Raw genomic sequence first — 25390 nt, 5'->3', positions numbered from 1 at the left:
GGTTATCGGGCCAACCTGGTCGTTTGGTCCGTAGTGAGGTAACCAGATCGTTGCGGCAACCTCTGCTGGATGTGATGTCTGCCACTCTACGATCTGTGTAGATCGTGAAGTTGATCGTGATCGCTAGCTGTTCGAGCTGTTGCTGTACCTGTCCGGCGAGTTGGGTGCGTTGAGGGGAGCAGGTCGATGGCAAACGAAGTCGTGTCCTCATCCATGATCACCAGCGATTCGACCCACCACATCGCTCGCTGTGTCGGCGGCGACCATTGGGTGGTTTCCTGGCTTCCGGGCCGGACGCTGACCGGCGGTCAGGCGGTGGCGGCCATGAAGCTGGCCGGCGCGCTCGTCGACGGCACGCCAGGTGACTCCGACTGGGCGACCCTGGACGCCATGGCACTGCCACTGGGGCTGACCGGCCGCGAGGCGGTCTATCTGGTGGCCTACGAACAGCACGACTTCAGCCGGGCCCCGCGGCCGCGGCACAGCGCGCTGTCCTGACCGCAGTCCCGGTGACGGGCCTGCCGCCCGGTCGGCGGCAGGCCTTGGACTAGGGCGAATCCACCGATCGCGGAGTTGCCCGTACCCTGGTAACCCGAGTGACGTCCCTCGACGAGACCAGGAGCGCGATCGGTGTTCGAATCCCTTTCCGACCGGTTGACCGGTGCCCTGAAGGATCTGCGTGGCAAGGGGCGTCTGTCACCGGCCGACATCGACGCGACCGCGCGCGAGATCCGGCTGGCTCTGCTCGAGGCCGACGTGGCGCTGCCGGTCGTGCGGCAGTTCATCGCCCGCGTCAAGGAACGCGCCAAGGGCGCCGAGGTATCGGCCGCGCTGAATCCCGCGCAGCAGGTCGTGAAGATCGTCAACGAGGAATTGATCGGCATCCTCGGTGGCGAGACCCGGCGTCTGCAATTCGCGAAGAACCCGCCCACGGTCGTCATGCTCGCCGGTCTGCAGGGTGCCGGTAAGACCACGCTCGCGGGCAAGCTCGCGAAATGGCTGAAGGGCCAGGGGCATACCCCGTTGCTGGTGGCTTGTGACCTGCAGCGGCCGGGCGCCGTCACCCAGCTGCAGGTGGTCGGCGAACGGGCCGGTGTGCCGGTGTTCGCCCCGCATCCGGGGACGTCGATCGGCGGAGGCGACAACGCCCTCGGCGTCACCGCCGCCGACCCGATCCGGGTCGCCGAGGCCGGCATCGAGGAAGCCGAGCAGAAGCACTACGACATCGTCATCGTCGACACCGCGGGTCGCCTGGGTATCGACGAGGAGTTGATGCGCCAGGCCGCCGGCATCCGCGACGCGGTGCACCCGGACGAGACGCTGTTCGTCCTCGACGCCATGATCGGCCAGGACGCCGTCAGCACCGCCGAGGCCTTCCGGGACGGCGTCGGCTTCACCGGTGTCGTGCTGACCAAACTCGACGGTGACGCCCGCGGTGGCGCCGCGCTGTCGGTCCGCGAGGTTACCGGCGTCCCGATCCTGTTCGCCTCCACCGGTGAGAAGCTCGAGGACTTCGACGTCTTCCACCCCGACCGCATGTCGAGCCGCATCCTCGGCATGGGTGATCTGCTCACCCTGATCGAGCAGGCCGAACAGGTCTACGACCAGCAGCAGGCCGAGGAGGCCGCCCGCAAGATCGGTTCCGGCGAACTCACCCTCGAGGACTTCCTCGACCAGATGCTGGCCATCCGCAAGATGGGCCCGATCGGCAACCTGCTCGGCATGCTGCCGGGCGCCGGCCAGATGAAGGACGTGCTGGCCCAGGTCGACGACAAACAACTCGACCGGGTGCAGGCCATCATCCGCGGTATGACCCCCGCCGAGCGGGCCAATCCGAAGATCATCAACGCCTCCCGCCGCCTGCGCATCGCCAACGGCTCCGGCGTCACCGTCACCGATGTGAACCAGCTGGTCGACCGCTTCTTCGAAGCCCGCAAGATGATGGCCGCGATGGGCCGGCAGATGGGTCTGCCGGGCGCGCGCCGCAACGCCAAGGGCAAGAAGGGGAAGAAGGGCAAGAAGGGCGGACGCGGACCGACGCCGCCGAAGGGGATGCGCGGAGGGTTCCCGGGTATGCCGGGTCTGCCGGGCGGAATGCCGGGGATGCCCGCGGCCGGGATGCCGGATCTGTCGAATATGCCCGCGGGGCTGGACGAATTGCCGCCGGGCCTGGAGGGATTCGATCTGAGCAAGCTGAAGTTCCCGAAGAACTGAGTTGTGTAGCGAGCGATGCGGGCGGCGCCTGGTGGTGCCGTCCGCATCGTTGTTCGGGGACTCGTCGACCACGCATCTCGTGCGCACTCCGTCGCGATCGCAGCGGTAGTTTGGGGAGCGGCGGTGCGGCCGGAGCGGGCGACGTGGTCAGGAGGCGGTATGCGGATGCATGTGCGCGGGGTGGTTCTTCCCGACGACGAGGTGCGCGATCTGTGGGTTCGCGACGGGACGATCTCGTACGAGCCGGTGCCCGATGCCGAAACCCTGTGTGACACAGGCTGGCTCGTGCCCGGCCTCGTCGACGCCCACTGTCACGTCGGCATTCGCTACGGCGGCGGGCACGAGGACCGCGCGGGTGCGATCGCGCAGGCGGAGGTGGAACGCGATGCGGGGGCGCTGCTGCTGCGCGATGCCGGATCGCCCATCGATACCCGCTTCATCGACGACCACCACGAACTGCCGAAGATCATCCGGGCCGGCCGCCACATCGCTCGCCCCAAGCGGTATATCCGCGAATTGGGCATCGAACTGGACGACGAGCGCGACCTGCCCGAGATCGTCGCCGAACAGGCCCGCTTCGGCGACGGCTGGGTCAAGATCGTCGGCGACTGGATCGATCGGTCCGCCGGTGATCTGCGGCCGCTGTGGAGCGACGCGATCCTGAAGGAGGCCATCGACGCCGCCCACCGGGAGGGCGCCCGCGTCACCGCGCACGTCTTCGGCGAGGACGCGCTGCCCGGCCTGATCAGCGCCGGCATCGACTGCCTCGAGCACGGCACCGGACTCACCGACGACACCATCGAGATGATGGCCGAACACGGCACCGCCCTGGTGCCCACCCTGGTCAATATCGACACCTTCCCCGATATCGCCGACAGCGCCGGCAAATTCCCGGTCTACGCCGCCCATATGCGCGATCTGCACCGCCGGGTCCGCGACACCGTCGCCGACGCCCATGCGGCGGGGGTGCCGATCTACACCGGCACCGACGCCGGCGGTTCGATCGTGCACGGCCGCATCGCCGACGAGATCGACGCGCTGGCCGGGGCCGGGTTGTCGCGGCACGAGGCGCTGGCGGCGGCGTCGTGGCGGGCGCGTGAATGGCTCGGCCGACCGGGTATCGAGGACGGCGCACCGGCCGATTTCGTCGTCTACCGCACCGATCCGCGGTCGAGCCGCGACGCGCTCGACGCCCCGGCATACGTCGTCCTGCGCGGGCGGGTGTACCCGGGCCGCGATCCCGTCACCGGACACCGGTAGGGGCGTCGGCGCGACGAACGTTCGGCAACGGCGCTGGTCATCGATCTCCGCATGCTCGGCGAACGGTCCGCTCGATGCAAGGGCGATTTCTCCGGGTGCGGGCGCATCTGGCACAATGAACGACCGTCCTCGTCGACGACCGCGACCCGCTCGCGGGGCCGTGTTCGAGGACAGTGTCAGCCCGTCTCCGGTTACGTACCGCGCGGCGGTCACACACTCAACGCAAAACCGGGCCCACACCCCGTGCGGGCTGCTGAATTGCGCCGTGACCACTCAGGCTGCCCCCGGGCGGCCGCCATCGAAAGGCATCGATACAGCCATGGCTGTCAAGATCAAGCTGACCCGTCTGGGCAAGATCCGCAACCCCCAGTACCGCATCGTCATCGCCGATGCGCGCACCCGCCGCGACGGCCGCGCCATCGAGAACGTCGGCAAGTACCACCCGAAGGAAGAGCCCTCGCTGATCGAGGTCGACTCCGAGCGCGTGCAGTACTGGCTGGGCGTCGGCGCGCAGCCGACCGAGCCGGTCAAGCGTCTGCTGGAGATCACCGGTGACTGGCAGAAGTTCAAGGGCCTGCCGGGCGCCGAGGGCACCCTGAAGGTCAAGGCCGCCAAGCCGAGCAAGCTGGACCTGTTCAACGCCGCCCTGGCCGCCGCCGACAGCGAGCCGGTCGCCGAGGCCGTCACCCCCAAGAAGAAGAAGTCCAAGGCCGCCGAGGGCGAGGGTGAGGCCGAGGCCGCGACCGAGGCTGCCGAGTAATGAGTGCGGTCGTCGCCGATGCCGTCGAGCACCTGGTGCGCGGCATCGTCGCCAATCCGGACGACGTGCGCGTCGATCTGATCACCAGCCGGCGGGGACGCACCGTCGAGGTCCACGTCCACCCGGACGATCTGGGCAAGGTGATCGGCCGCGGCGGTCGTACCGCGACCGCGCTGCGCACCCTGGTCGCCGGTATCGGTGGCCGGGGTATCCGGGTCGACGTGGTCGACACCGATCAGTAGATGGAACTGGTAGTCGGGCGGGTCGCCAAATCGCACGGTGTGCGCGGCGAACTCGTGGTCGAGGTACGTACCGACGAACCCGAACTCCGCTTCGCTCCCGGCGCCCGCCTGCGTGGCCGGGCGCCGAAAAGTGAGGCGGTGGACATATTCACGGTGGAGTCGGCCCGAGAGCATTCGGGCCGGCTTCTCGTCCGTCTCGAGGGTGTCGGCGATCGCACCGCCGCGGATGCGTTGCGCGGCACTCTGTTTCTCGTCGACACCGATGATCTTCCGCCCTCGGAGGATCCCGACGAGTTCTACGATCACGAACTCGAGGGACTGAGCGTGCGGCTCGCGGACGGGACCGAGATCGGCACCGTGAACGAGGTATTGCATTCGGCCGCAGGCGAATTGCTGTCGATCCGGGCCGGTGCGGGCGCCGGGGGGCGCGCCGGTCGTGAAATTCTGGTGCCCTTCGTCACCGCGATCGTGCCGACCGTGTCGCTCGCCGAGGGCGTGATCGTGATCGACCCACCCGAAGGCCTGCTGGACGAGGAGTAGTGATGGCCACCGGAGCCGACGAACCCGCGCAGCGCTCGTCAGCTCTGCGCATCGACGTCGTCACCATCTTCCCCGAATATCTCGAGCCGCTGCGAACGGCGTTGCTGGGCAAGGCGATCGAGAAGGGCATTGTCGAACTCGACGTGCACAATCTGCGGCGCTGGACCCACGATGTGCACCAGTCGGTCGACGATGCGCCCTACGGGGGCGGTCCGGGCATGGTCATGAAACCCGTCGTCTGGGGTGATGCGCTCGACGAGGTGTGCCCGGACGAGGCATTGCTCGTCGTCCCGACGCCGGCCGGCGTGCCGTTCACTCAGGAGACGGCCCAGCGCTGGTCTGCCGAATCGCATCTGGTCTTCGCCTGCGGCCGCTACGAGGGTATCGATCAGCGTGTCTTCGACGATGCCGCCCGCCGGGTCCGGGTGGAAGAGGTCAGCATCGGCGACTACGTCCTGATCGGCGGGGAGGCCGCCGTGCTCGTGATGACCGAGGCGGTGGTGCGCCTGATCCCCGGGGTACTGGGCAATCAGGCCTCCCACCAACAGGATTCGTTCTCCGACGGCTTGCTCGAAGGCCCCAGCTACACCCGGCCGGTGAGCTGGCGCGGACTCGATGTGCCCGAAATTCTGCTGTCGGGCAATCACGCGCGCATCGAGGCGTGGCGGCATGACCAATCGGTGCTGCGGACCAGGCAGCGGCGCCCGGATCTGCTGCCGCCGGAGTAACCGAAAACTCTGCGCGACAGGACTTCACCGCGCCGTGATCCGGCATTCGCGCCGCCGTCGTATCGCGTGCCGAACATCGCCGACGCGCCCGTGACGGGGTGCGGATGTGCGGCCGCCGGGAACATCGGGGTCGATCGCGGTGACGAGATCGGCGAGGCTGTGGCCAGCCAATTTTCGGCCGTTCCCGTCCCTGGCGCGCCGACACCGGGTGCGGCTGTGCGAGCACCGGCCGCTCCACCTGGTCTGCTGTCGGCGGCCGACGGTAGTGTCAGCCAGCGTGACGACAGCCTCCGAACCCGTCAGCACCGAAGCAACCACCGGCACGGAAGCCTCCGTGGGCACCGCTCCGGCCGATGCCCCCGCCACCGGCAAGGTCCGCCTGGCCAGTGTCGGCAGGCGGATCGCCGAGGAGCTCTCGGTCCGTGACGAACAGGTCCGTGCCGCCGTAGAGCTGCTCGACGGCGGGTCGACCGTGCCGTTCATCGCCCGCTATCGCAAGGAGGTGACGGGCGGGCTCGACGACGCGCAGCTGCGGCAACTGGAGGAGCGGCTGCACTACCTGCGCGAACTCGACGAGCGCCGGAACTCGATCCTGGAATCCATTCGCGGGCAGGGCAAATTGGATGCCGCGCTGGAACAGCAGATCATGCTCGCGGAGACCAAGGCCCGCCTCGAGGACATCTACCTGCCCTACAAGCCCAAGCGGCGCACCAAGGCGCAGATCGCCCGCGAAGCCGGGCACGAGCCGGTCGCGGACGCCCTCATCGGCGACCCCGCCACCGATCCGGCCGGCTACACCGCCGAACAGCTCGACGGCGCCCGCGCGATTCTCGTGGAGCGATTCGCCGAAGACGCCGACCTCGTCGGTGAACTGCGCGAATTGATGTGGGAGCGCGGACAGGTCACCTCTCGGGTCCGGACCGGCAAGGAAGAGGCCGGGGCCAAATTCGCCGACTACTTCGAATTCAGCGAACCCTTCGCCAAACTGCCCTCGCACCGCATCCTCGCGCTGTTGCGCGGCGAGAAGGAAGACGTGCTGAGCCTGTCGCTCGAACCCGACACCGAGGAACCGGAACCGGGGCAGCGCACCATCTACGAGGGCCGCATCGCGCACAAGTTCGGCATCGCCGACCAGGGGCGCCCGGCCGACACCTGGCTGCTGGACACGGTGCGCTGGGCGTGGCGGACCAAGCTGCAGGTCAGCCTCGGCATCGATATCCGGATGCGGTTGCGGCAGTCCGCGGAGAAGGACGCCGTCGACATCTTCGCCGCCAATCTGCGTGACCTGCTGCTCGCCGCACCGGCCGGCACCCGCACCACCATGGGCCTGGATCCGGGCTACCGCACCGGCGTGAAGGTGGCCGTGGTGGACGGCACCGGCAAGGTGGTGGCCACCGAGACGATCTACCCGCACAAGCCGCAGGGGCAGACCGAGAAGTCACTGGCCGTCCTCGGCGCGCTGGTGGCGCGGTTCGACGTGGAGCTCATCGCGATCGGCAACGGCACCGCTTCCCGGGAGACCGACGCCCTTGCCGCGGAACTGATTTCGCGGATCGGTGCGACGCCCGGCGCGCGGAAGCCGACCAAGATCGTGGTGTCGGAAGCGGGCGCCTCGGTGTATTCCGCCTCCGCGTATGCCTCGCAGGAGCTGCCGGAACTGGACGTCTCGTTGCGCGGCGCGGTCTCGATCGCGCGCCGGCTGCAGGATCCGCTGGCCGAACTGGTGAAGATCGAGCCGAAGTCCATCGGCGTCGGCCAGTACCAGCACGACGTCTCCGAGACGTTGCTGGCCCGGTCGCTGGGCGCCGTGGTCGAGGATGCGGTGAACGCGGTCGGTGTCGACGTCAACACCGCCTCGGTGCCGCTGCTGTCCCGCGTCTCCGGCATCGCGTCCTCGGTCGCGGAATCGATTGTGGCGCATCGTGATCAGAACGGACCCTTCCGCAGTCGCACCGCGCTGCTCGGTGTTCCGCGGCTGGGCCCCAAGGTGTTCGAACAGTGCGCGGGCTTCCTGCGCATCCGCGGCGGCGACGATCCGCTGGATTCCTCGGCCGTGCACCCCGAGGCCTATCCGGTGGTGCGCCGGATGCTGGAGGCGACCGGACGCGACGTACCCGGCCTGATCGGCAACACCTCCGCCCTGCGGGCACTGCGGCCGAGCGAATTCACCGACGAGAAATTCGGTGTGCCGACCGTCACCGACATCATCGCCGAACTCGAGAAGCCCGGCCGTGACCCGCGCCCGGAGTTCAAGACCGCCGAATTCGCCGCCGGGGTGGAGAAGGTCGCCGACCTCGAACCCGGCATGGTGCTCGAAGGTGTGGTGACGAACGTGGCCGCCTTCGGCGCCTTCGTCGATGTGGGTGTCCATCAGGACGGACTCGTCCACGTCTCGGCGATGTCGCATTCGTTCGTCCGCGATCCCCGCGAGATCGTGAAGTCCGGTGACGTGGTGAAGGTGAAGGTGCTGGAGGTCGACGTCGCCCGCCAGCGCATCGGCCTGAGCCTGCGCCTGGACGACGAGCCCGGCGCCGGCAAGGCCGAGAAGGGCGGCGCGGGCCAGCGCGGCGGGCAGAACCGTGGTGGTCAGCCGCGCGGCGGCCAGGGCAATCAGGGCCGTGGCGGCCAGGATCGTGGCGGTCAGGATCGCGGTGGACAGAACCGCGGCGGCGGCCAGAACAGCGGCGGCCAGAACAAGGGGCAGGGCCGAAACCAGCAGCGCCGCAGCGCGCCCGAGCCGTCGGGCGCGATGGCGGATGCGCTGCGCCGCGCCGGTTTCGGGCGGTAGGACCCCGGCGGCCGTCGCATGCGGGTTTGTCCCGACCGCGGCGGCCGGGTACGGGACAATGGACTCGCGGGTTCGATCTCGGTGATCGGCCCCGCGGGGCATCACTACCCCGACCCCGGTTCCGAGTGAGGGGACGACGGCTGTGCGGCGCTGGTTCGACGACGCGATTCTCGCGGAGGGACGCCTGCCGTTGCTGTGCTTCCTGCTCGGCTTCATCGTCGGATTCCTGCTGATCCGGCTCAGTGTGCGGATGATTCGCAAGCAGGTGCGCTGGTGGCCCGGCAACCTGCGCGCCGGCAACGTGCACATCCACCACATGGTGTTCGGGGTGGTGCTGGTGCTGACGTCGGGACTGGGCATGGTCGCGACCTACAACAGTGGGGTCGGCACCATCTCCGCGCTCGCCTCGACGTTCGGTGTCGGTGCGGCGCTGGTGCTCGACGAATTCGCGCTGATCTATTACCTGCGCGACGTGTACTGGGAGGAGCAGGGGCGCACATCGGTCGATGCGGTGTTCGTCGCGGTGGCCGTCACAGGGCTGCTGTTGCTCGGCTTCCATCCGCTGTGGTTGCTCGACGTCAACGACATCCGGCACGACGGCAGCGTCGCGGGGCGCAGCTTCCTCGGCATCTTCGCGCTGGTGAATCTGGTGCTGGCCGCGATCGTCATCGCCAAGGGCAAGATCTGGACCGGATTGTTCGGCATGTTCTTCCTGCCGTTGCTGGTCGTGGGCGCCCTGCGGCTGAGCCGGCCGGGCGCGCCGTGGGCGCGCTGGCGCTACGGCGAGCGCCGCCGCCTGATGTACCGGGCAGTCGTGCGCGAACGCCGGTACCGGCGCCCGGTGATCCGGGCCAAGATTTTCGTACAGGATCTGGTCGCCGGGAAGCCCGATGTCGCCCACGTCCGCAGCGCCGCCGAGGAAGAGTTGGCGCGGACCGTGGTCCCCGCTCCGCCCGCCCACCTGCGCACCAGGGCCATGCGGGCCTCGATGCACGACGGTCCGGTCCGGACGAACTCTGCCGAGACGTCGCCACCTGCGGATACGCCGCGACCGGCCGATGCGGACGGCCTGACCGCGGCCCACCCCCACCATTCCGGACACTGACGCCCGGACCGCGCGGACTTCGGGGGGCGATTTTTCGTGCAGCGGCCTGATCTGGCACAATGCTCAGGTTGCTCTGGGCGAATTCGGCCCGGCGCACCGCCCACTATCCGGAGCACGAACCGGCCGAGCAGTTGCCGCCAGGTTCCTCTGTTCACGCGAACTTCCAAAGGACGGAAATGAACACCCTCGACTTCGTCGACGAAAAGTCGCTGCGCACCGACATCCCGGACTTCCGCCCGGGTGACACGGTGAACGTGCACGTGAAGGTTATCGAAGGTAACAAGGAGCGCATCCAGGTCTTCAAGGGTGCGGTCATCCGCCGCCAGGGCGGCGGCATCCGCGAGACCTTCACCGTGCGCAAGGTGTCGTTCGGCGTTGGTGTCGAGCGCACCTTCCCGGTACACAGCCCCAACATCGACCACATCGATGTGGTGACCCGCGGCGACGTCCGCCGGGCCAAGCTGTACTACCTGCGCGATCTGCGTGGCAAGGCCGCCAAGATCAAGGAGAAGCGCTGAACATCAGGGCTCTGCCCGTTCACGCCTGCCCCCGGTCCTCGCGACCGGGGGTTTTCCCTTTTCCGGCCGGGATGCGCCCCGAGATGCCCGCCTTCCCGGCGCGCAGGGTGCGCCGGGGCGACGACGAACATGGCTGCGGGATAACCTGTTCGGCGTGGCAGACGAAAGCGAGTCGGTGGCGGTGCCCGGAGCCGATGACAACCGTGCCGGTGGCGAACGCAAAGGCGAGTCCGCATCGCGCAGCCGGCGAGGCAGGCGCAAGCGCAAGCAGCGGCCCTTCTGGCAGGAACTGCCGATCCTGATCGTCATCGCCGCCGTGATCGCGGCGCTGGTGGTGAATTTCATCGGCCGGCCCTATGTGATCCCGTCACAGTCGATGGAACCGACCCTGCACGGCTGTGCCGGCTGCACGGGCGACCGGATCTACGTCGAGAAGCTGAGCTACGACTTCGGGGATCCCAAGCCCGGCGACGTCGTGGTCTTCGTCGGACCGAGCGGCTCCTGGAACAAGTCCTACCACTCCAACCGCTCCAGCAATGTCGCCGTGCGCGGTGTGCAGAACTTCTTCTCATTCTTCGGATTGGTGCCGCCGGACGAGAACGACCTGGTCAAGCGCGTGATCGCGACCGGCGGTCAAACCGTGCAGTGCTGCGATGCGCAGGGCCGGGTGATGGTCGACGGCAAACCGCTCGACGAGCCCTACGCGCACTACATCTATCCCTATCAGCCGGGGCTGGCCTATGCGACCAAGGTGGCCGGCGGGCTGTCGATCGACCCGCGCGGTCGCGAATTCGGCCCGGTCAAGGTGCCCGACGGCAATCTGTGGGTGATGGGTGACAACCGCAACGAATCCGCGGATTCGCGCGCTCATGTCGACGACGAGTACTCCGGTACCGTGCCGATCGACGCTGTGCGCGGTAAAGCGGTGTTCAAGATCTGGCCGCCGAACCGGATCGGCCCGGTCAAGTCACAGAATCCGCAGACGAACTGAGGCGCGCGGCGCGAGATAATCGAGTCACGGGATAGTCGAACGGTAGGTGCAGTGGCGGAGACATCGCGACGCACGACGCGCAACGGTAAGGGCGGCAAGATCATCCGGCCGGTGGTTCGCACAGGGGATTGGCCGCCGCGAGTGGTGATGCGGCGGGCCGGTGGCCTGCGCACCCTGGAAGCGGCGCTGATCCGCAGCGGCCTCGGCCCCGTCGCGGGTGTCGACGAGGCCGGCCGGGGATGCTGCGCCGGCCCGCTCGTGGTCGCGGCCTGTCTGCTCGCGCCCAAGGCGTACGATTCCCTTGCGGGACTGGACGATTCGAAGAAGCTGACCGAGGCCGTGCGCGAGCAGCTGTATCCGGTGATCGTGCGCCGGGCGCTGGCCTGGAAGGTCGTGGTGATCCCCGCCTGGGAGATCGACGCGATCGGCATTCACGTCGCCAATATCGAGGGCATGCGCCGGGCCGTGGCGGGTCTGGAGGTGCGGCCCGGCTACGTACTCACCGACGGCTTCCGGGTGCCGGGCATCAGCGTTCCGTCGCTGCCGGTGATCGGCGGTGACGCGGCGGCGGCGTGTATTGCCGCGGCCAGCATTCTGGCCAAGGTCACCCGCGACCGGATGATGGTCGAGATGGATCGTGACCTGCCCGGATACGGTTTCGCCGCGCACAAGGGCTACAACACACCCGAACATCTGGCGGCGCTGGAGCGGCTGGGGCCCAGCGACGAACACCGCCGGTCGTGGCGCAACGTGCGGGGCACCGAGGCCGGGGAGACCGGGCGGGTGGCTGCCGATCCGGCCCATGCGGGATGATGTGACCTACAGCGTTCGTGGCGATAGAGGAGGATATTCCACCCGATGAGCGAGCGGAGCGAGGCATGAGCGCCGAGGACCTCGAGAAGTACGAAACCGAGATGGAACTCTCGCTGTATCGCGAGTACAAGGACATCGTCGGTCAGTTCTCGTACGTCGTCGAGACCGAACGCCGCTTCTATCTGGCCAATTCTGTCGAGTTGCGCCCGCAGAACGCCGACGGTGAAGTGTATTTCGAAGTGCGGATGTCGGACGCGTGGGTGTGGGACATGTATCGGCCCGCCCGCTTCGTCAAACACGTCCGCGTGATCACGTTCAAGGATGTGAACATCGAGGAACTGGAGAAGCCGGACCTGCGCCTGCCCGAATAGTCGTAGGCCGCGAGACCCGTCCCACCTGGGGCGATCGGTTGCCGGCACCGCCGTTGATCCACAGCCCCGGGTTCATCCACAGACTTTCTGTTTCCGCAGGTGAGGCCCGCGGGCCGCGATCACGCCGACGGCATCCTGAGCGGGTGGCACACAATCTGGCGCTCGGCGCCCACGGAGAAGAACTGGCCGCGCAGTTCCTGCAGGGGGCCGGGATGCGGATCGTCGAACGAAACTGGCGGTGTCGCTACGGCGAACTGGACCTCATCGTCCGGGAGTCCGATACCACCGCCTTCGTCGAGGTCAAGACGCGTTCCGGGCTGGGGTTCGGTACACCGGCCGAGTCGGTGACCTTCGCCAAACAGCAGCGCATCCGGCGGCTGGCGCTGCTGTGGCTGGCCGAACAGAGCGGACCGTGGCGGCGAGTCCGCTTCGATGTGGTGTCGGTCCTGCTGCTGCCGGGCCGGGACCCGCAGATCGAGCATGTCCGGGCGGCCTTCTGATGGCCCTGGGACGCGCTCATTCGGTGGCTGTGACCGGGGTGGACGGACAACTCGTCGAGATCGAGGCCGATATCGGGCAGGGGCTGCCGTCGGTCCACCTGGTCGGGCGCCCGGACACCACGTTGCAGGAATCGCGGGACCGGGTCCGGGCCGCGGTGGCGAACTCGGGGGAGAAGTGGCCCGACGGGCGTGTGATTCTCGCCCTGTCGCCCGCGACGCTGCCGAAAGTCGGCAGCGTGTACGACCTGGCATTGGCCGCGGCCGTACTGCACGCCGGCGATTCGGTGCCCGGCGCGAAGCTCGCCGGTACGGTCCTGCTCGGCGAACTGGCCCTCGACGGCCGGGTTCGGCGGGTGCGCGGCATTCTCCCCGCCGTGCTGGCGGCGCGGACCGCCGGCCGCCGGACCGTCGTGGTGCCCGAGTCGGTGCTCGGTGAGGCCGGGCTGGTGGACGGCATCACCGTCCTCGGTGCGCCGACACTGCGGGCACTCATCGACTGGCTGCGCGGTGACGGCGAATTGTCGGCCCCGGACGGCAGCTACACCGCCCCGCGGCGAAGTATCGGCGATCTCAACGAGGTGGTCGGGCAGGACGAGGCGCGCTGGGCGTTGGAGGTGGCCGCGGCCGGCGGCCATCATCTGCTGTTGACCGGGCCGCCCGGCATCGGCAAAACGATGTTGGCGCAACGACTTCCGGGGTTGCTGCCGGCATTGACGGAATCGGAGTCACTGGAGGTCACCCCATCCATTCGGTGGCCGGGACGTTGTCGGACGATCATCCGCTCATCACGACGGCGCCGTTCGTGGCGCCGCACCATTCGACATCGGTGTCGGCGATGGTCGGCGGCGGTTCCGGATCCGCGCGTCCGGGGGCCGTCAGCCGTGCGCACCGCGGTGTCCTCTTCCTCGACGAATGTGCCGAGATCGGCACCAAGGTGCTGGAGGCGTTGCGAACTCCGTTGGAGGAGGGCGAGGTTCGCATCGCCCGCCGCGACGGCGTGGCTCGATATCCGGCACGCTTCCAGCTCATCCTGGCGGCGAACCCCTGCCCGTGTGCTCCCGCCCGCGACGTCGACTGCATCTGTGCGCCCCTGGCCCGCCGCAGGTATCTGGGCAAACTGTCGGGGCCGCTGATGGATCGCATCGACATCTGGGTCCAGATGCACGCGCACGCCGCCGGAACGTTCACCCCGTCCGACGCCGAATCCAGTGTCGTCGTGCGGGAACGGGTCGAGCTGGCGCGGCAGGTCGCGGCGCGGCGCTGGTCCGAGTACGGGTGGACCGTCAACGCCGAGGTGCCGGGACATGTCCTGCGCCAGCGCTTCCGGTTGCCGGCCGATGCGCTGGCACCGGTGGAGAGTGCGCTGCGGCAGGGCCGGATGTCCGCCCGCGGTGCCGACCGGGCGATCCGAGTCGCCTGGACCGTCTGCGACTTACGCGGGGGAGAGGTGCCGTCGGCGCAGGATGTCCTGCAGGCGTTGAACTTTCGGCAACGCGGCGTGTCCTGAGTCGTTTTGCGCCGGACTTCGGCGCCCATCGTCTGGGCGTGGGCGTGGGCGTGGGCGTGGGCGTGGGCGTGGGCGTGGGCGTGGGCGTGGGCGTGGGCGTGGGCGTGGGCGTGGGCGTGGGCGTGGGCGTGGGCGTGGGTACGGAGCGTGAGGCGTTGTGGGGCGCGTAAGGCGTGGGGGCGTGGGGACCGGTGACCGAATGCGCAGTAAGGGAGGGAATAAATGATTCGCAGAACGATGGGCCGCACGGGAACGGGGATCGCCGAACGCGTTCGGAGTCGAGATCGAGCGGCCAGGCACGGTGTTTTTCGCCGGGCGGGGGACGACATGACCGCGACGCCGGGCTGTCGATTTCCGCGGCACCACCGGCATGCGTGCCGCGTCGGCGGCGAGACGGAGGTGTGGCGGTGACCGGTCACGATGTCGGCATGGACGGCGATTCGGGTGGTGGTGTCGCGTCTCTGCTGACTGTCGACGCGGACGAACGGCGGCTGGCATGGGTCTATCTGTCTCGCGTGGTGGAGGGTCCGTGTCCGGCGTTGTCGGCGCTGATCGCGCGCGTCGGCGTGGTGGAGGCGGCGCGTGCGGTGCGTGAATGCGATCTGCCCGAATCGCTGCGTGGTCCGACCGAACGCCGGCGCGAAGTCGACCGTGCCGAACGCGATCTCGAGCTGATGGCGCGCATCGGTGGACGCGTGATCACTCCCGACGACCCGGAGTGGCCGCAGTGGCGCCTGCTGGGCCTGACCCAGCTCGACCCGGCCCGCGACGCCGACGCCGCGGTGCCGCTGGTGCTGTGGGCCCGCGGTCCGTTGTCGTTGCAGCAGTACACCGAACAAGCCCTCGCCGTGGTGGGCGCTCGCTGCTCCTCCGGATACGGCGAACAGGTCACCGCCGAACTCGCGGGTGAACTGGCCGCGCACGGTTGGACGATCGTGTCCGGAGCGGCATTCGGCATCGACGGGATGGCGCATCGTGCGGCGCTGGCCGTCGGCGCCCCCACCATCGCCGTACTGGCCTGCGGCGTCGACCGCCCCTATCCCGCTCAGCACGAACGCCTGCTGGCCGAGATCGCCGAAACGGGTGTGGTGGTGAGCGAATACCCGCCCGGCGCCGCTGCTCTCAAACACCGGTTCCTGGCGCGGAACCGTTTGATCGCGGCCCTGTCCGACGGCGTGCTGGTGGTCGAGGCGGGCATGCGCAGCGGTGCGCGCAATACCGCGAAATGGGCTCGGCGCCTGGGCCGTCCGGCCCTCGCGGTGCCGGGGCCGATCACCGCCGCGGCGTCGGTCGGCTGCCACCGCATGATCCGCGACCGGGAAGCGATCCTCGTCACTCGCGTCGACGAAATCCACGACGAGGTCGGGCCACTGCGCCTGTCGCTGCCCACGGGTAGCGAGGTCGGTGCGAATCTCGCCGGGGACCAGGCGGCGGTCTTCGCCGATTTGCCGGTGGCCGGTTCGCGCCTGCCGAAACAGATCGCCGACGAGAGCGGCCTCACCATCCACGCGGTGCGCGCGGCACTGGTCGCCCTCGAGGTCGCCGGGCTGGTCGGGTCCGACAGTTCGGGGTGGTTCCGCACCGTGCGAAAGGGGGCGTGAAAGGTCAGTACGACGTGATCGGGGTGCAAGTGCGTCTGGCTGTCGACGTGCTCGGCGGTGGTGGGTCTGACGGTCGGTGGTGAGCGGATGTCCCGGTCGAGAGATACCGGGGTGGCCGAACGACGCCACCGGAAGCCGGGCGAGGGAGGGTGTGCGGGTTCTGCGGGATGCTGTCGGCGCGGGGGCTTGCGCGCGGGGCGGCCGCCGGTGAACGTGGAGAAATGGACGGATTACCGGGCGATCTTGCGGATCTGCTCGAGCAGTACGAACGGCACCTGCTTCTCGGACGCAACCGGTCCGCGCACACGGTGCGGGCCTATCTCGGGGATGCGCGATCTCTGCTGGAACATCTGTGCGCCCGCTCGCCCGATGCCGCGGTGGGAGAGATCGATCTGCCGCTGTTGCGTTCGTGGTTGGCCGGACAGTCGGCCGGGGGCGCCGCCCGCACCACCATGGCGCGGCGTGCCTCGGCCGCACGGACGTTCACCGCCTGGTTGACGCACACCGGCCGCCTCGCGGCCGATCCCGGCCCACGGCTGGGCTCGGCGCGTGCACACCGGGTCCTGCCCGCCGTCCTGGGCAAGGACCAGGCCGACGCGGCCATGAACGCCGCCGAATCCGGTGCGGCGCAGCGCGACCCGATGGCGCTGCGGGATCGGCTCGTCGTGGAGATGTTGTACGCCACCGGGATCCGGGTCAGCGAACTGTGCGGGCTCGACATCGACGACGTCGACCGGGGCAGGAGGCTGGTCCGGGTATTGGGCAAGGGCAACAAGGAGCGCTCGGTACCGTTCGGCCTGCCCGCCGACCGGGCATTGGAGAATTGGCTCAACTTCGGGCGCCCGCACCTCGCCACCGCCGAATCCGGGCGAGCGCTGCTGCTCGGCCGGCGCGGCCGCAGACTGAATCAGCGCCAGGCCAGAACCGTTGTCCACGAGGTCGTTTCGGCGGTTCCGGGAGCGCCGGACCTGGGTCCGCACGGCTTGCGCCACACCGCTGCCACCCATCTGCTGGAAGGGGGAGCAGACCTGCGTGTGGTCCAGGAACTGCTCGGCCACGCCAGTATGGCGACCACCCAGCTCTACACCCACGTCTCGATCGAACGCCTGAAACGGGTGCACGACCAGGCCCACCCCCGCGCCTGAGCAGCGCGGCGATGGACGACCCGCGGGAGCGCGGCGATGGTGTCGTCTGGCTGCTGAGCTCAACGCTCGGATGCGAAGCCTCCGATCAGAAGGTGGACCAAGGCGAAGATTTTCGCGTCGCCGCCTACGGCCCGATCATGTCGTCACCCACGGCTTAGCCTCGCCTAGGGGCGGATGGCGTCGATGTAGCGGCCGGCGATGAAGTGCTGGATCGCGCGGACGACGGGGCCACCGAGTTTCGTGTACCAGGTGGCGGGACGGGAGAAGGCGGCCACCACGCCGTACACCGTCTCGTCGGCGGGGTCGTATTCCACCGCGAAGAGTTCCTCGCCGATTTCCGGATGCCCCGGCAGGGTTCCGTAGGCGAAGCCGCGGCGGGTCGGTTCGTCGACCACGTAGATGACTCGGCAGGGTGCCGTGATGCCGAGACCGGCGATGCCCAGCCGCACCGTGAGGGCTGTTCCCGGTTCGGCGACCGGGGTATCGGCGTGCTGGAAGATGCCGGTGCCACGCTGCATGCGGTAGGCCCGGATCTGATCGCCGGCGGAGTCGAACAGCGCTCGTCCGCTGCCGATGCGGCGGCGCAGGCGGAAGTGGTGATAGCCGGGCGGGAATTCTCCGGCGGTCGCTCCGACTTCCGGATAGGTGAACGGCTCGGCGGCCGCGGAATTCGCCATATCCCCATCCTCGCTCGCGGCGGGAGTGACACACCAGGGATACCGGAGCGACGCAGCCCACCGAATTTATCACCGATATACTCCGAGCTATCGGAGATAAGTCGTGCTACGCTACCTTAGGTAACCCTAATATCGGAGGTATCGCACTGTGGCTCGTACCCGCACCAAACTGTCCTTCGAGGTCAGGCGCACCCGACGACTGACCGACCACCTGATCCGGGTGTACCTGGGCGGTCCGGGATTCGCTGGATTCCAGCCGAACGGATTCACCGACGCCTACGTCAAACTGCTGTTCCCCGGCCCCGACGGCGAGACGATGCGCACTTACACCGTGAGCGCCATCGATACCGAGGCCGAGGAGATCGCCATCGATTTCGTCTATCACGGTGACGAGGGTGTGGCAGGGCCGTGGGCGGCCGCGGCTCGGCCCGGCGACCCCATCGAACTCTTCGGGCCGGGAGGTGCGTATTCCCCCAGGCCCGAGGCGGATTGGCATCTGCTCGCCGGTGACGAGGCCGCCCTGCCCGCCATCGCCGCCGCATGTGTCGCCCTGCCGTCCGATGCCGTCGGCCGGGTGTTCGTCGAAATCGCCGGTCCCGCAGACGAATTGGATGTCCCGCGCCCCGCGGCGGTCGAACTCGACTGGGTGCATCGCGGGGATCGCGCCCCGGGCGAAGCGCTCGCCGCCGCGGTCCGTGCCGAGCCCTGGCGCGAGGGCCGCGTGCACGTCTTCATCCATGGTGAGGCCGACAAGATCATGCACGATCTGCGGCGCTATATCCGCACCGAACGCGGGGTGCCCGCCGATTGGGCCTCGATCTCCGGCTACTGGCGGCGCGGGCGCACCGAGGAGGGCTTCCGGCAGTGGAAGCGCGAACTGTCCGACCAGGAATCCGGTGCCGCCGAGGCCGTTCGCTAGACCGGCGCGGGCCGCCGCCGGGCTCCGGCGAGCGTCCGAGGGCCCCGCAGGTCGCACCGGCAGCAGGCGCACCGGGGCGTGTCGCACGAGGACCAGCGGGTCGAGATAGTCGCGGCCGCGCCGCAGACCCCAATGCAGGCAGACGCCGGGGCAGCCCGCATGTCCGGGTTGCAGCGTCCCCAGCACCGACCCGCGCTCGACTCGGCGGCCGACCGGCACATCCGCTCGCACCGGCTCGTAGGTCGTGCGCAGTCCGCCCGGATGGTCGACCGAGACAACCGGTTTGCCGCCCACTTCACCAGCGAACACCACGATTCCGGCGCCGGCGGCGAGTACCGACTGTCCGGCGGCGCCCGCGAGATCGACTCCGCGATGGCCCGGGAGCCAATTCTGCGGCGGTTTGTCGAAACCGCGCACGACGGCGGGGCGCGGCTGCAGCGGCCAGCCGAATCCGGTCGCGGGCGTGGCGTTCGCCGTGGTGGCGCCGCAGGTCACGGCCACCGCCGCCGCCCCCAGGAGAAGTATCGACATCCAGCGCATGCGTCCACCCTCGCCGGAACCGAGGGACATGGAAAGATCGGTTTCGGCGTGTGTGGACAACTCGGAAGCATGTGAACAGGGCGCGTTCCCGGCGAGACGTTGTGCTGGTCCCCACGGTCCGCTGGGTCCGTCCCGAGGAAGGGGCAGGTCGATGGTCGAGTGTCGTGATGTCGCCGACCCGATCACGGCCGCATCGGTCGCCGCGACGATGCGCCCGGTGGAAAGGCAAGTGGCCGTTCGCGATTCGTCCGGCTCCCCGCGCCGGGCGCGCAGGGGGTCCGGTTCATGAGTGCCGAAACGCCCGAGCCCGCCGAGTCCGCGTCACCGGACTCGAGCGGCGGCGGAGCCGGCTCGTCCGTCGGCCGCGATGTCGAGTCCTCGCCGGGCCGCGCGACCCAGTCGTCGCCCACACCCGCGTCCTCGCCCGCTCCCGCGGCCGCGTCGTCGCCCACTCCCGGCGAGGGTCCCGAGCTCGACTACCGATTCACCCTCGCCGGTGAACGCACCTTCCTCGCCTGGATCCGCACCGCCCTCGGCCTGCTCGCGGGCGGGGTCGCGGTGCACGAGTTGGTGCAGCCGTTCGGGCATCACGACATCCGATCGGTGCTGGCGATCAGTTGCATCGTGCTGTCGGCCGTCATCGCGCTCGGCGCGTTCGGCCGCTGGCGGCTGGTGGGCGCGGCGATGCGGGCGGGCCGCCCGCTCCCGACCACGGTGATGGTGCCGATTCTGGCGATCGGGATCGCCGTCATCGCCATGCTGGCCGGAATCGGATTGCTGCTGTCATGACCGCGATCCCGCCGAATCGTCCGCCCGCCGCCCCGGCCGACCGCGGTTTGCAGGCCGAGCGGACGGCGTTGTCCTGGTGGCGGACCGCCGTGGGTGCCATGGCCAATGCGCTGCTGTTCCTGCACGTCGCCTTGACCAGCGGTGACCGCGCAGCCACCGTGCTCGCGCTCGTGGCGATCGGCGCGCTGGCGGTGATCACCATCGTCTGTGTGGTGCGCAGCCGGACCCTGCACACCCATGCGTGGGGGAGTTGGAGCGACGGGCGGGTCGCGATGGCGGCGACCAGTGCGGCGATCTGCGTCGTGGCGTCGGTGGCGCTCGTGGTGGCGTTGCTGGAGTCGACGCCCGGCTGGCATCTCTGAGCTGATCTGCGCATCGGCAGGTTGCCCGGCGTCCGCTGGGCGGGGGTGGGAATCCGGGCGCTGACCACCCCGTTTATGTTCTCACCTGCGCTGGTCGTAGACTGGCAACGCGGTTCGCTGTACGCGGATCGACTTCGCGCGTCCGATCACGGTGCCGTCGGCTGGTCCTCCCGAATTTTTCCGGAAGGTCCGGCGGCCACGGACGCCAGGGCAGAGATCGACCCTCGATTTCTGCGTCAACCGGCTCAGAAAGGCGGGTACGCAGCTATGGCTGTCGTAACCATGAAGCAGCTGCTCGACAGCGGCGCACACTTCGGTCACCAGACCCGGCGGTGGAACCCGAAGATGAAGCGGTTCATCTTCACCGACCGCAACGGCATCTACATCATCGACCTGCAGCAGACGCTGACCTACATCGACAAGGCCTACGAGTTCGTCAAGGAGACCGTCGCCCACGGTGGCACCGTTCTCTTCGTCGGCACCAAGAAGCAGGCTCAGGAGTCGATCGCGGCCGAGGCGACTCGCGTCGGGATGCCCTACGTCAACCAGCGCTGGCTGGGTGGCATGCTCACCAACTTCTCCACCGTGCACAAGCGGCTGCAGCGCCTGAAGGAACTCGAGGCGATGGAGCAGACCGGTGGTTTCGAGGGCCGCACCAAGAAGGAAATCTTGATGCTGACCCGCGAGAAGAACAAGCTGGAGCGCACCCTCGGCGGTATCCGCGATATGGCCAAGGTCCCCTCGGCCATCTGGGTCGTCGACACCAACAAGGAGCACATCGCCGTCGGTGAGGCTCGCAAGCTGAACATCCCGGTCATCGCGATCCTGGACACCAACTGCGACCCCGACCTGGTCGACTACCCGATCCCGGGTAACGACGACGCGATCCGCTCGGCCGCGCTGCTCACCAAGGTTGTCGCTTCCGCGGTCGCCGAGGGCGTGCAGGCCCGCGCCTCCCGCGCGTCGGGCGATGTGAAGCCCGAAGCCGGCGCCGGCGAGCCGCTTGCCGAGTGGGAGCAGGAGCTGCTGGCGCAGGCGACCCCGGCCGCCGAGGGCGGCGAGGCTGCCGCCGAAGCTCCGGCCGAGACCGCCGCCGAGGCGGAGCTGAAGGAAGAGCCGGCCACCAAGACCCCGGCCGACTTCTGATCCGGCGCGGTTCCCACCGCGATTGTCTGTTCACCCTGCCGGCCCTTCCTGTTCGGAAGCGGTCGGCATGGTGGTGCTAAGAGACCTGACAACTTTCGTAAATCTTCGAGGAGGCTCGCCACGATGGCGAACTACACCGCCCAGGATGTGAAGCGGCTCCGCGAGCTCACCGGCTCCGGAATGATGGACTGCAAGAAGGCCCTGGAGGAGACCGACGGCGACTTCGACAAGGCCGTCGAGGTACTCCGCATCAAGGGCGCCAAGGATGTCGGCAAGCGCGCCGAGCGCGCCACCGCCGAGGGCCTGGTCGCCGCGCAGAACGGCGTGATGATCGAGCTCAACTCCGAGACCGACTTCGTCGCCAAGAACGACGAGTTCCAGAACACCGCCGGCGACATCGTCGATGCCGCCGCCAAGGTGCGCCCGGCCGACCTGGAGGCGCTCAAGGCCGTCGACGTCAACGGCAAGACCGCCGACCAGGTGGTGCAGGAGCTGGCCGCCAAGATCGGCGAGAAGCTGGAGCTGCGTCGTGTCGTGTCCTTCGACGGCCCGGTCGCGACCTACCTGCACAAGCGTTCCTCGGACCTGCCGCCGGCCGTCGGCGTGCTGGTCGAGTACCAGGGCGAGGGCGACGCCGCGGCCGAGGTCGCGCGCGCTGCCGCGATGCAGATCGCCGCTCTGAAGGCCAAGTACCTGACCCGCGAGGATGTCCCGGCCGAGGTCGTCGCCAAGGAGCGCGAGATCGCCGAGGCGACCGCGAAGGAAGAGGGCAAGCCGGAGGCCGCGCTGCCGAAGATCGTCGAGGGTCGCGTGAACGGCTTCTACAAGGACGTCGTCCTGCTGGAGCAGTCCTCGGTCACCGACAGCAAGAAGACCGTCAAGCAGCTGCTGGACGATGCCGGTGTCACCATCACCCGCTTCGCCCGCTTCGAGGTCGGTCAGGCCTGATCTGCCGGAAAAGGCCCCCGGTGCGACGAATTCCGTTGCGCCGGGGGCCTTTCGGTATCGATCAGCCGCCGCAGCCGCCGGGATTGATGCATCCGCTGCTGCCCGTGATGGCCCAGTTCGCCAGATACGGGATCGCCGGCAGCAGGCTGATGATCGGCGTGCCGCTGTCGACGCTGCCGAACGCGGCATCGGTACTGCCGGTGGGGATCGGGCCGGTGAAACCGGCCGGCGCCGCGGAACCGGCATGGGCCGGTGCCGCGCCGGCCTGCGGTGTCAGGGGAACGACCGCCGCCGTGGCGGGAGAGGCGACGGCGAGGGGTGCGGCGCAGAGCAGTGCCGCGGCGCAGAGAATGTGAGCCGTCCGTCGAGTGTTCTTCATGCGCCCGCACCTTATTTGAAACGACAACGTTTCGCAGTGGGATAGGGAATTGTCGCGTATTCGAGGGTCGGCTCACCGCCGCGACCGCTGGTGGTGCAGGATGGACGCAGCGTGTTACCGTCCCGCGCGAACAATCGCGCCCGGGAGGGTAATTTCCCGTGCGTGCGCTCGCTCGACTGCCGAGGACTAGGAGACCGATGACGGACCCGGATACGGCGCCCGACCGCAAGGGCTATCGCCGAGTACTCCTCAAATTGGGTGGGGAGATGTTCGGCGGCGGCGAGGTCGGGCTCGACCCGGATGTGGTCCAGACCGTAGCCGAACAGATCGCCGAGGTCGTCTCGACCGGCGTGCAGGTGGCGGTGGTCATCGGTGGCGGCAACTTCTTCCGCGGCGCCGAACTCGAGGAGCGCGGCATGGAACGGGCCCGCTCCGATTACATGGGTATGCTCGGCACCGTGATGAACAGCCTTGCGCTGCAAGACTTTCTGCAGAAGCAGGGGGTCGACACCCGTGTGCAGACGGCCATCACCATGGGACAGGTCGCGGAGCCGTATCTGCCCCTGCGCGCGAAGCGGCATCTGGAGAAGGGCCGCGTGGTGATCTTCGGCGCCGGTATGGGCATGCCGTACTTCTCCACCGACACCACCGCCGCACAGCGCGCGCTCGAGATCGGCGCCGAGGTCGTGCTGATGGCCAAGGCCGTCGACGGCGTCTTCACCGCCGACCCCAAGGTCGAGGCGGAGGCGAGCATGTTCTCCGAGATCACTCACAAGGAAGTCCTCGAGCGCGGACTCAAGGTGGCCGATGCCACCGCGTTCAGTTTGTGTATGGACAACCAGATGCCGATGCTGGTGTTCAATTTGTTGATCAAGGGCAATATCGCCCGCGCGGTGGCCGGTGAGAAAATCGGCACACTGGTTCGGTCCTGAACCCTGCGGGGATCGGTCCTCGCGAATTCCGGGCCCCGAAACGATGCTGTGGAGGAAACGGTCGTGATTGATGAAGCGCTCTTCGACGCCGAGGAGAAGATGGAAAAGGCTGTCTCGGTGGCGAAGGACGACCTCGGAAGTATTCGGACCGGTCGCGCCAACCCGGGCATGTTCAACCGGGTCGTGGTCGAGTACTACGGCTCGCCGACGCCGATCACCCAGATGGCCAGCATCACCGTGCCCGAACCGCGCATGGTCGTCATCAAGCCCTACGAGCAGGGGCAGTTGCAGACGATCGAGACCGCGATCCGCAATTCGGATCTGGGCGTGAATCCGACCAACGACGGCACCATCATCCGCGTGGTGATCCCGCAGCTGACCGAGGAACGCCGCCGAGAACTGGTGAAGCAGGCGAAATCCAAGGGGGAGGACGCCAAGATCGCCATTCGTAATGTGCGGCGCAAGTCGATGGACGAGCTGAACCGCATCCAGAAGGACGGCGAGGCCGGCGAGGACGAGGTCGGTCGCGCCGAGAAGGAACTGGACAAGACCACCCAGAAGTACGTTGCCCAGATCGACGAGCTGGTCAAGCACAAGGAATCGGAACTGCTCGAGGTGTGAGACTCGGCCCGGCGCGACGATGCGGCACGGGCCCGGGGACGGAGTGGACGAATAAGTGAGCGACGGGACAATCGTGGCCGAAGAAGCCGCAGCCGGCGAGACGATGCCGGCGAGCGACCCGGCCGGTGCAACACCGGCTCCCGACACCCCCTCGGCGCAGCCGAGCGGTAAGCCCTCCCGCGCCGGTCGCAACTTACCGGCCGCGCTGGCGGTCGGTGTCGGCCTCGGCGCATCGCTGATCGCGATCCTGCTGTTCGTTCCGAAGGTTCTGATCGGAGTCATCGCGGTCGCGATGGCGATCGCCACCTGGGAGGTCGCCAAGCGGCTGCGCGAGGCCGATGTCCTGGTGCCGCGGGTGCCGCTCATCGTCGGCGGACAGGCGATGATCTGGCTGGCCTGGCCCTACGGCACCGAGGGCGTGGCGGGTGCCTTCGCGGCGACGGCGCTGGTGTGCATGGTGTGGCGGCTGTTCGACCACGGCTTGGCGGCCACGCCGCGAAACTTCCTGCGCGACACCGCGATCACGGTGTTCGTGGTGTCCTGGATCCCGCTGCTGGCCTCCTTCGCGGTGCTGATGTTGCAGCAGGACGACGGCAATCTCCGCGTGCTGACCTTCATGATCCTGGTGGTCTGCTCCGATGTCGGCGGTTACGTCGCCGGCGTGCTGTTCGGCCGTCATCCGATGGTGCCGGCCATCAGCCCGAAGAAATCGTGGGAGGGATTCGCCGGATCGCTGGTGTTCTGCATCATCGGCGGACTGCTCACGGTGACGCTGCTGCTGCAGGCCAACTCGATGATCGGCGTGCTGCTGGGCGTCGCGGTCGTGCTGGTGGCGACCTGCGGGGATCTGATCGAATCCCAGATCAAGCGCGAGCTGGGCATCAAGGACATGGGCACGTTGCTGCCCGGGCACGGCGGCATCATGGACCGCCTCGACTCGATGCTGCCCTCGGCGTTCGTCTCCTGGCTGGTGCTGACCGCCCTGCTCTGAGGC

Annotated in this window: 25 protein-coding genes and 3 pseudogenes; 25 read left to right on the top strand and 3 right to left on the bottom strand. The window is 68.5% G+C overall.

Going from position 1 to position 25390, the window contains the following annotated elements; all coding sequences use genetic code 11:
* Positions 1–186: 186 nt before the first annotated feature.
* The 17 genes and pseudogenes from AC5592_RS19175 to AC5592_RS19095 all read left to right on the top strand — a co-directional run bounded on the left by AC5592_RS19175 (position 187) and on the right by AC5592_RS19095 (position 17083).
* Positions 187–498: a hypothetical protein gene (locus AC5592_RS19175; RefSeq protein WP_036503669.1), complete on the top strand. Its 312-nt coding sequence runs from the start codon at positions 187–189 to the stop codon at positions 496–498.
* 132 nt (positions 499–630) lie between these two features.
* Entirely contained in the window at positions 631–2214 is a 1584-nt protein-coding gene (ffh, locus tag AC5592_RS19170; RefSeq protein WP_036503666.1) for a signal recognition particle protein, read from the top strand.
* Between the two features lie 159 nt (positions 2215–2373).
* Positions 2374–3474, top strand: a complete 1101-nt coding sequence (locus AC5592_RS19165; protein WP_371507269.1) for an amidohydrolase family protein — start codon at positions 2374–2376, stop codon at positions 3472–3474.
* A gap of 319 nt (positions 3475–3793) precedes the next feature.
* On the top strand, positions 3794–4234 hold the full coding sequence (gene rpsP / locus AC5592_RS19160) for a 30S ribosomal protein S16 (RefSeq protein WP_036503664.1): 441 nt from the start codon (positions 3794–3796) through the stop codon (positions 4232–4234).
* Complete coding sequence (locus AC5592_RS19155; protein ID WP_036503663.1) at positions 4234–4476, top strand: RNA-binding protein; 243 nt, start codon at positions 4234–4236, stop codon at positions 4474–4476. Before rpsP ends, AC5592_RS19155 begins: the two co-directional genes overlap by 1 nt.
* Entirely contained in the window at positions 4477–5016 is a 540-nt protein-coding gene (gene rimM / locus AC5592_RS19150; protein ID WP_063065003.1) for a ribosome maturation factor RimM, read from the top strand.
* 44 nt (positions 5017–5060) lie between these two features.
* Positions 5061–5744 carry a tRNA (guanosine(37)-N1)-methyltransferase TrmD gene (gene trmD / locus AC5592_RS19145; protein ID WP_036503697.1) on the top strand — a complete coding sequence of 228 codons (684 nt, stop codon included), beginning with the start codon at positions 5061–5063 and terminating at the stop codon, positions 5742–5744.
* 334 nt (positions 5745–6078) lie between these two features.
* Positions 6079–8532: a Tex family protein gene (locus AC5592_RS19140; protein WP_157122024.1), complete on the top strand. Its 2454-nt coding sequence runs from the start codon at positions 6079–6081 to the stop codon at positions 8530–8532.
* Positions 8533–8674: 142 nt separating this feature from the next.
* On the top strand, positions 8675–9637 hold the full coding sequence (locus AC5592_RS19135; RefSeq protein WP_232329434.1) for a hypothetical protein: 963 nt from the start codon (positions 8675–8677) through the stop codon (positions 9635–9637).
* 176 nt (positions 9638–9813) lie between these two features.
* The gene (gene rplS / locus AC5592_RS19130; RefSeq protein ID WP_030513071.1) at positions 9814–10155 is read left to right on the top strand and encodes a 50S ribosomal protein L19; all 342 of its coding nucleotides are present in this window, start codon (positions 9814–9816) and stop codon (positions 10153–10155) included.
* Positions 10156–10309: 154 nt separating this feature from the next.
* On the top strand, positions 10310–11146 hold the full coding sequence (gene lepB, locus AC5592_RS19125) for a signal peptidase I (RefSeq protein WP_036503658.1): 837 nt from the start codon (positions 10310–10312) through the stop codon (positions 11144–11146).
* Positions 11147–11257: 111 nt separating this feature from the next.
* Complete coding sequence (locus AC5592_RS19120; RefSeq protein ID WP_269750200.1) at positions 11258–11959, top strand: ribonuclease HII; 702 nt, start codon at positions 11258–11260, stop codon at positions 11957–11959.
* Between the two features lie 65 nt (positions 11960–12024).
* Positions 12025–12330, top strand: a complete 306-nt coding sequence (locus AC5592_RS19115; protein ID WP_011210678.1) for a DUF2469 domain-containing protein — start codon at positions 12025–12027, stop codon at positions 12328–12330.
* Between the two features lie 143 nt (positions 12331–12473).
* Complete coding sequence (locus AC5592_RS19110) at positions 12474–12830, top strand: YraN family protein (RefSeq protein WP_039779810.1); 357 nt, start codon at positions 12474–12476, stop codon at positions 12828–12830.
* Positions 12830–14337: pseudogene (locus tag AC5592_RS19105) on the top strand (YifB family Mg chelatase-like AAA ATPase). Before AC5592_RS19110 ends, AC5592_RS19105 begins: the two are co-directional and overlap by 1 nt.
* A 428-nt stretch (positions 14338–14765) precedes the next feature.
* Positions 14766–15938 (top strand): DNA-processing protein DprA, encoded by a 1173-nt coding sequence (gene dprA / locus AC5592_RS19100; RefSeq protein ID WP_063065034.1) that lies wholly within the window; start codon positions 14766–14768, stop codon positions 15936–15938.
* A gap of 221 nt (positions 15939–16159) precedes the next feature.
* Complete coding sequence (locus AC5592_RS19095) at positions 16160–17083, top strand: tyrosine recombinase XerC (RefSeq protein WP_036503651.1); 924 nt, start codon at positions 16160–16162, stop codon at positions 17081–17083.
* Positions 17084–17247: 164 nt separating this feature from the next.
* On the opposite strand, the gene AC5592_RS19090 is transcribed toward AC5592_RS19095, so the two are convergent.
* The gene (locus AC5592_RS19090; RefSeq protein ID WP_036503648.1) at positions 17248–17760 is read right to left on the bottom strand and encodes a DUF1990 domain-containing protein; all 513 of its coding nucleotides are present in this window, start codon (positions 17758–17760) and stop codon (positions 17248–17250) included.
* Positions 17761–17908: 148 nt separating this feature from the next.
* Between AC5592_RS19090 and AC5592_RS19085 the strand changes: the two genes are divergently transcribed.
* The gene (locus AC5592_RS19085; RefSeq protein WP_063065002.1) at positions 17909–18679 is read left to right on the top strand and encodes a siderophore-interacting protein; all 771 of its coding nucleotides are present in this window, start codon (positions 17909–17911) and stop codon (positions 18677–18679) included.
* A 54-nt stretch (positions 18680–18733) separates the two neighbouring features.
* On the opposite strand, the pseudogene AC5592_RS19080 reads toward AC5592_RS19085, so the two are convergent.
* Positions 18734–19210 (bottom strand): annotated as a pseudogene (locus tag AC5592_RS19080) (M23 family metallopeptidase); the annotation flags it as partial.
* Between the two features lie 459 nt (positions 19211–19669).
* Here AC5592_RS19080 and AC5592_RS19075 point away from each other — a divergent pair.
* The 4 genes and pseudogenes from AC5592_RS19075 to tsf all read left to right on the top strand — a co-directional run.
* Positions 19670–20008: pseudogene (locus tag AC5592_RS19075) on the top strand (YidH family protein); the annotation flags it as partial.
* Entirely contained in the window at positions 20005–20370 is a 366-nt protein-coding gene (locus AC5592_RS19070) for a DUF202 domain-containing protein (protein WP_036503642.1), read from the top strand. The pseudogene AC5592_RS19075 and the gene AC5592_RS19070, both read left to right, overlap by 4 nt.
* Positions 20371–20637: 267 nt before the next feature.
* Positions 20638–21516: a 30S ribosomal protein S2 gene (gene rpsB, locus AC5592_RS19065; RefSeq protein WP_036503641.1), complete on the top strand. Its 879-nt coding sequence runs from the start codon at positions 20638–20640 to the stop codon at positions 21514–21516.
* Positions 21517–21639: 123 nt separating this feature from the next.
* On the top strand, positions 21640–22464 hold the full coding sequence (gene tsf, locus AC5592_RS19060; RefSeq protein WP_036503639.1) for a translation elongation factor Ts: 825 nt from the start codon (positions 21640–21642) through the stop codon (positions 22462–22464).
* A gap of 61 nt (positions 22465–22525) precedes the next feature.
* On the opposite strand, the gene AC5592_RS19055 is transcribed toward tsf, so the two are convergent.
* A complete protein-coding gene (locus AC5592_RS19055; protein WP_063065001.1) occupies positions 22526–22843 on the bottom strand; it encodes a hypothetical protein in 318 nt (105 codons plus the stop codon).
* A gap of 197 nt (positions 22844–23040) precedes the next feature.
* Between AC5592_RS19055 and pyrH the strand changes: the two genes are divergently transcribed.
* The 3 genes from pyrH to AC5592_RS19040 all read left to right on the top strand — a co-directional run bounded on the left by pyrH (position 23041) and on the right by AC5592_RS19040 (position 25387).
* On the top strand, positions 23041–23775 hold the full coding sequence (gene pyrH, locus AC5592_RS19050) for a UMP kinase (RefSeq protein ID WP_036503626.1): 735 nt from the start codon (positions 23041–23043) through the stop codon (positions 23773–23775).
* 63 nt (positions 23776–23838) lie between these two features.
* Complete coding sequence (gene frr, locus AC5592_RS19045) at positions 23839–24396, top strand: ribosome recycling factor (protein ID WP_036503637.1); 558 nt, start codon at positions 23839–23841, stop codon at positions 24394–24396.
* A 103-nt stretch (positions 24397–24499) separates the two neighbouring features.
* The gene (locus AC5592_RS19040; protein ID WP_051024795.1) at positions 24500–25387 is read left to right on the top strand and encodes a phosphatidate cytidylyltransferase; all 888 of its coding nucleotides are present in this window, start codon (positions 24500–24502) and stop codon (positions 25385–25387) included.
* Positions 25388–25390: the final 3 nt, after the last annotated feature.

Origin of the sequence: Nocardia violaceofusca NBRC 14427 (assembly GCF_963869435.1) — a bacterium.
GTDB lineage: Bacteria > Actinomycetota > Actinomycetes > Mycobacteriales > Mycobacteriaceae > Nocardia > Nocardia aobensis.
Note: the sequence above shows the minus strand (reverse complement) of the source record. Positions and strands in the feature narration are given on the sequence as shown.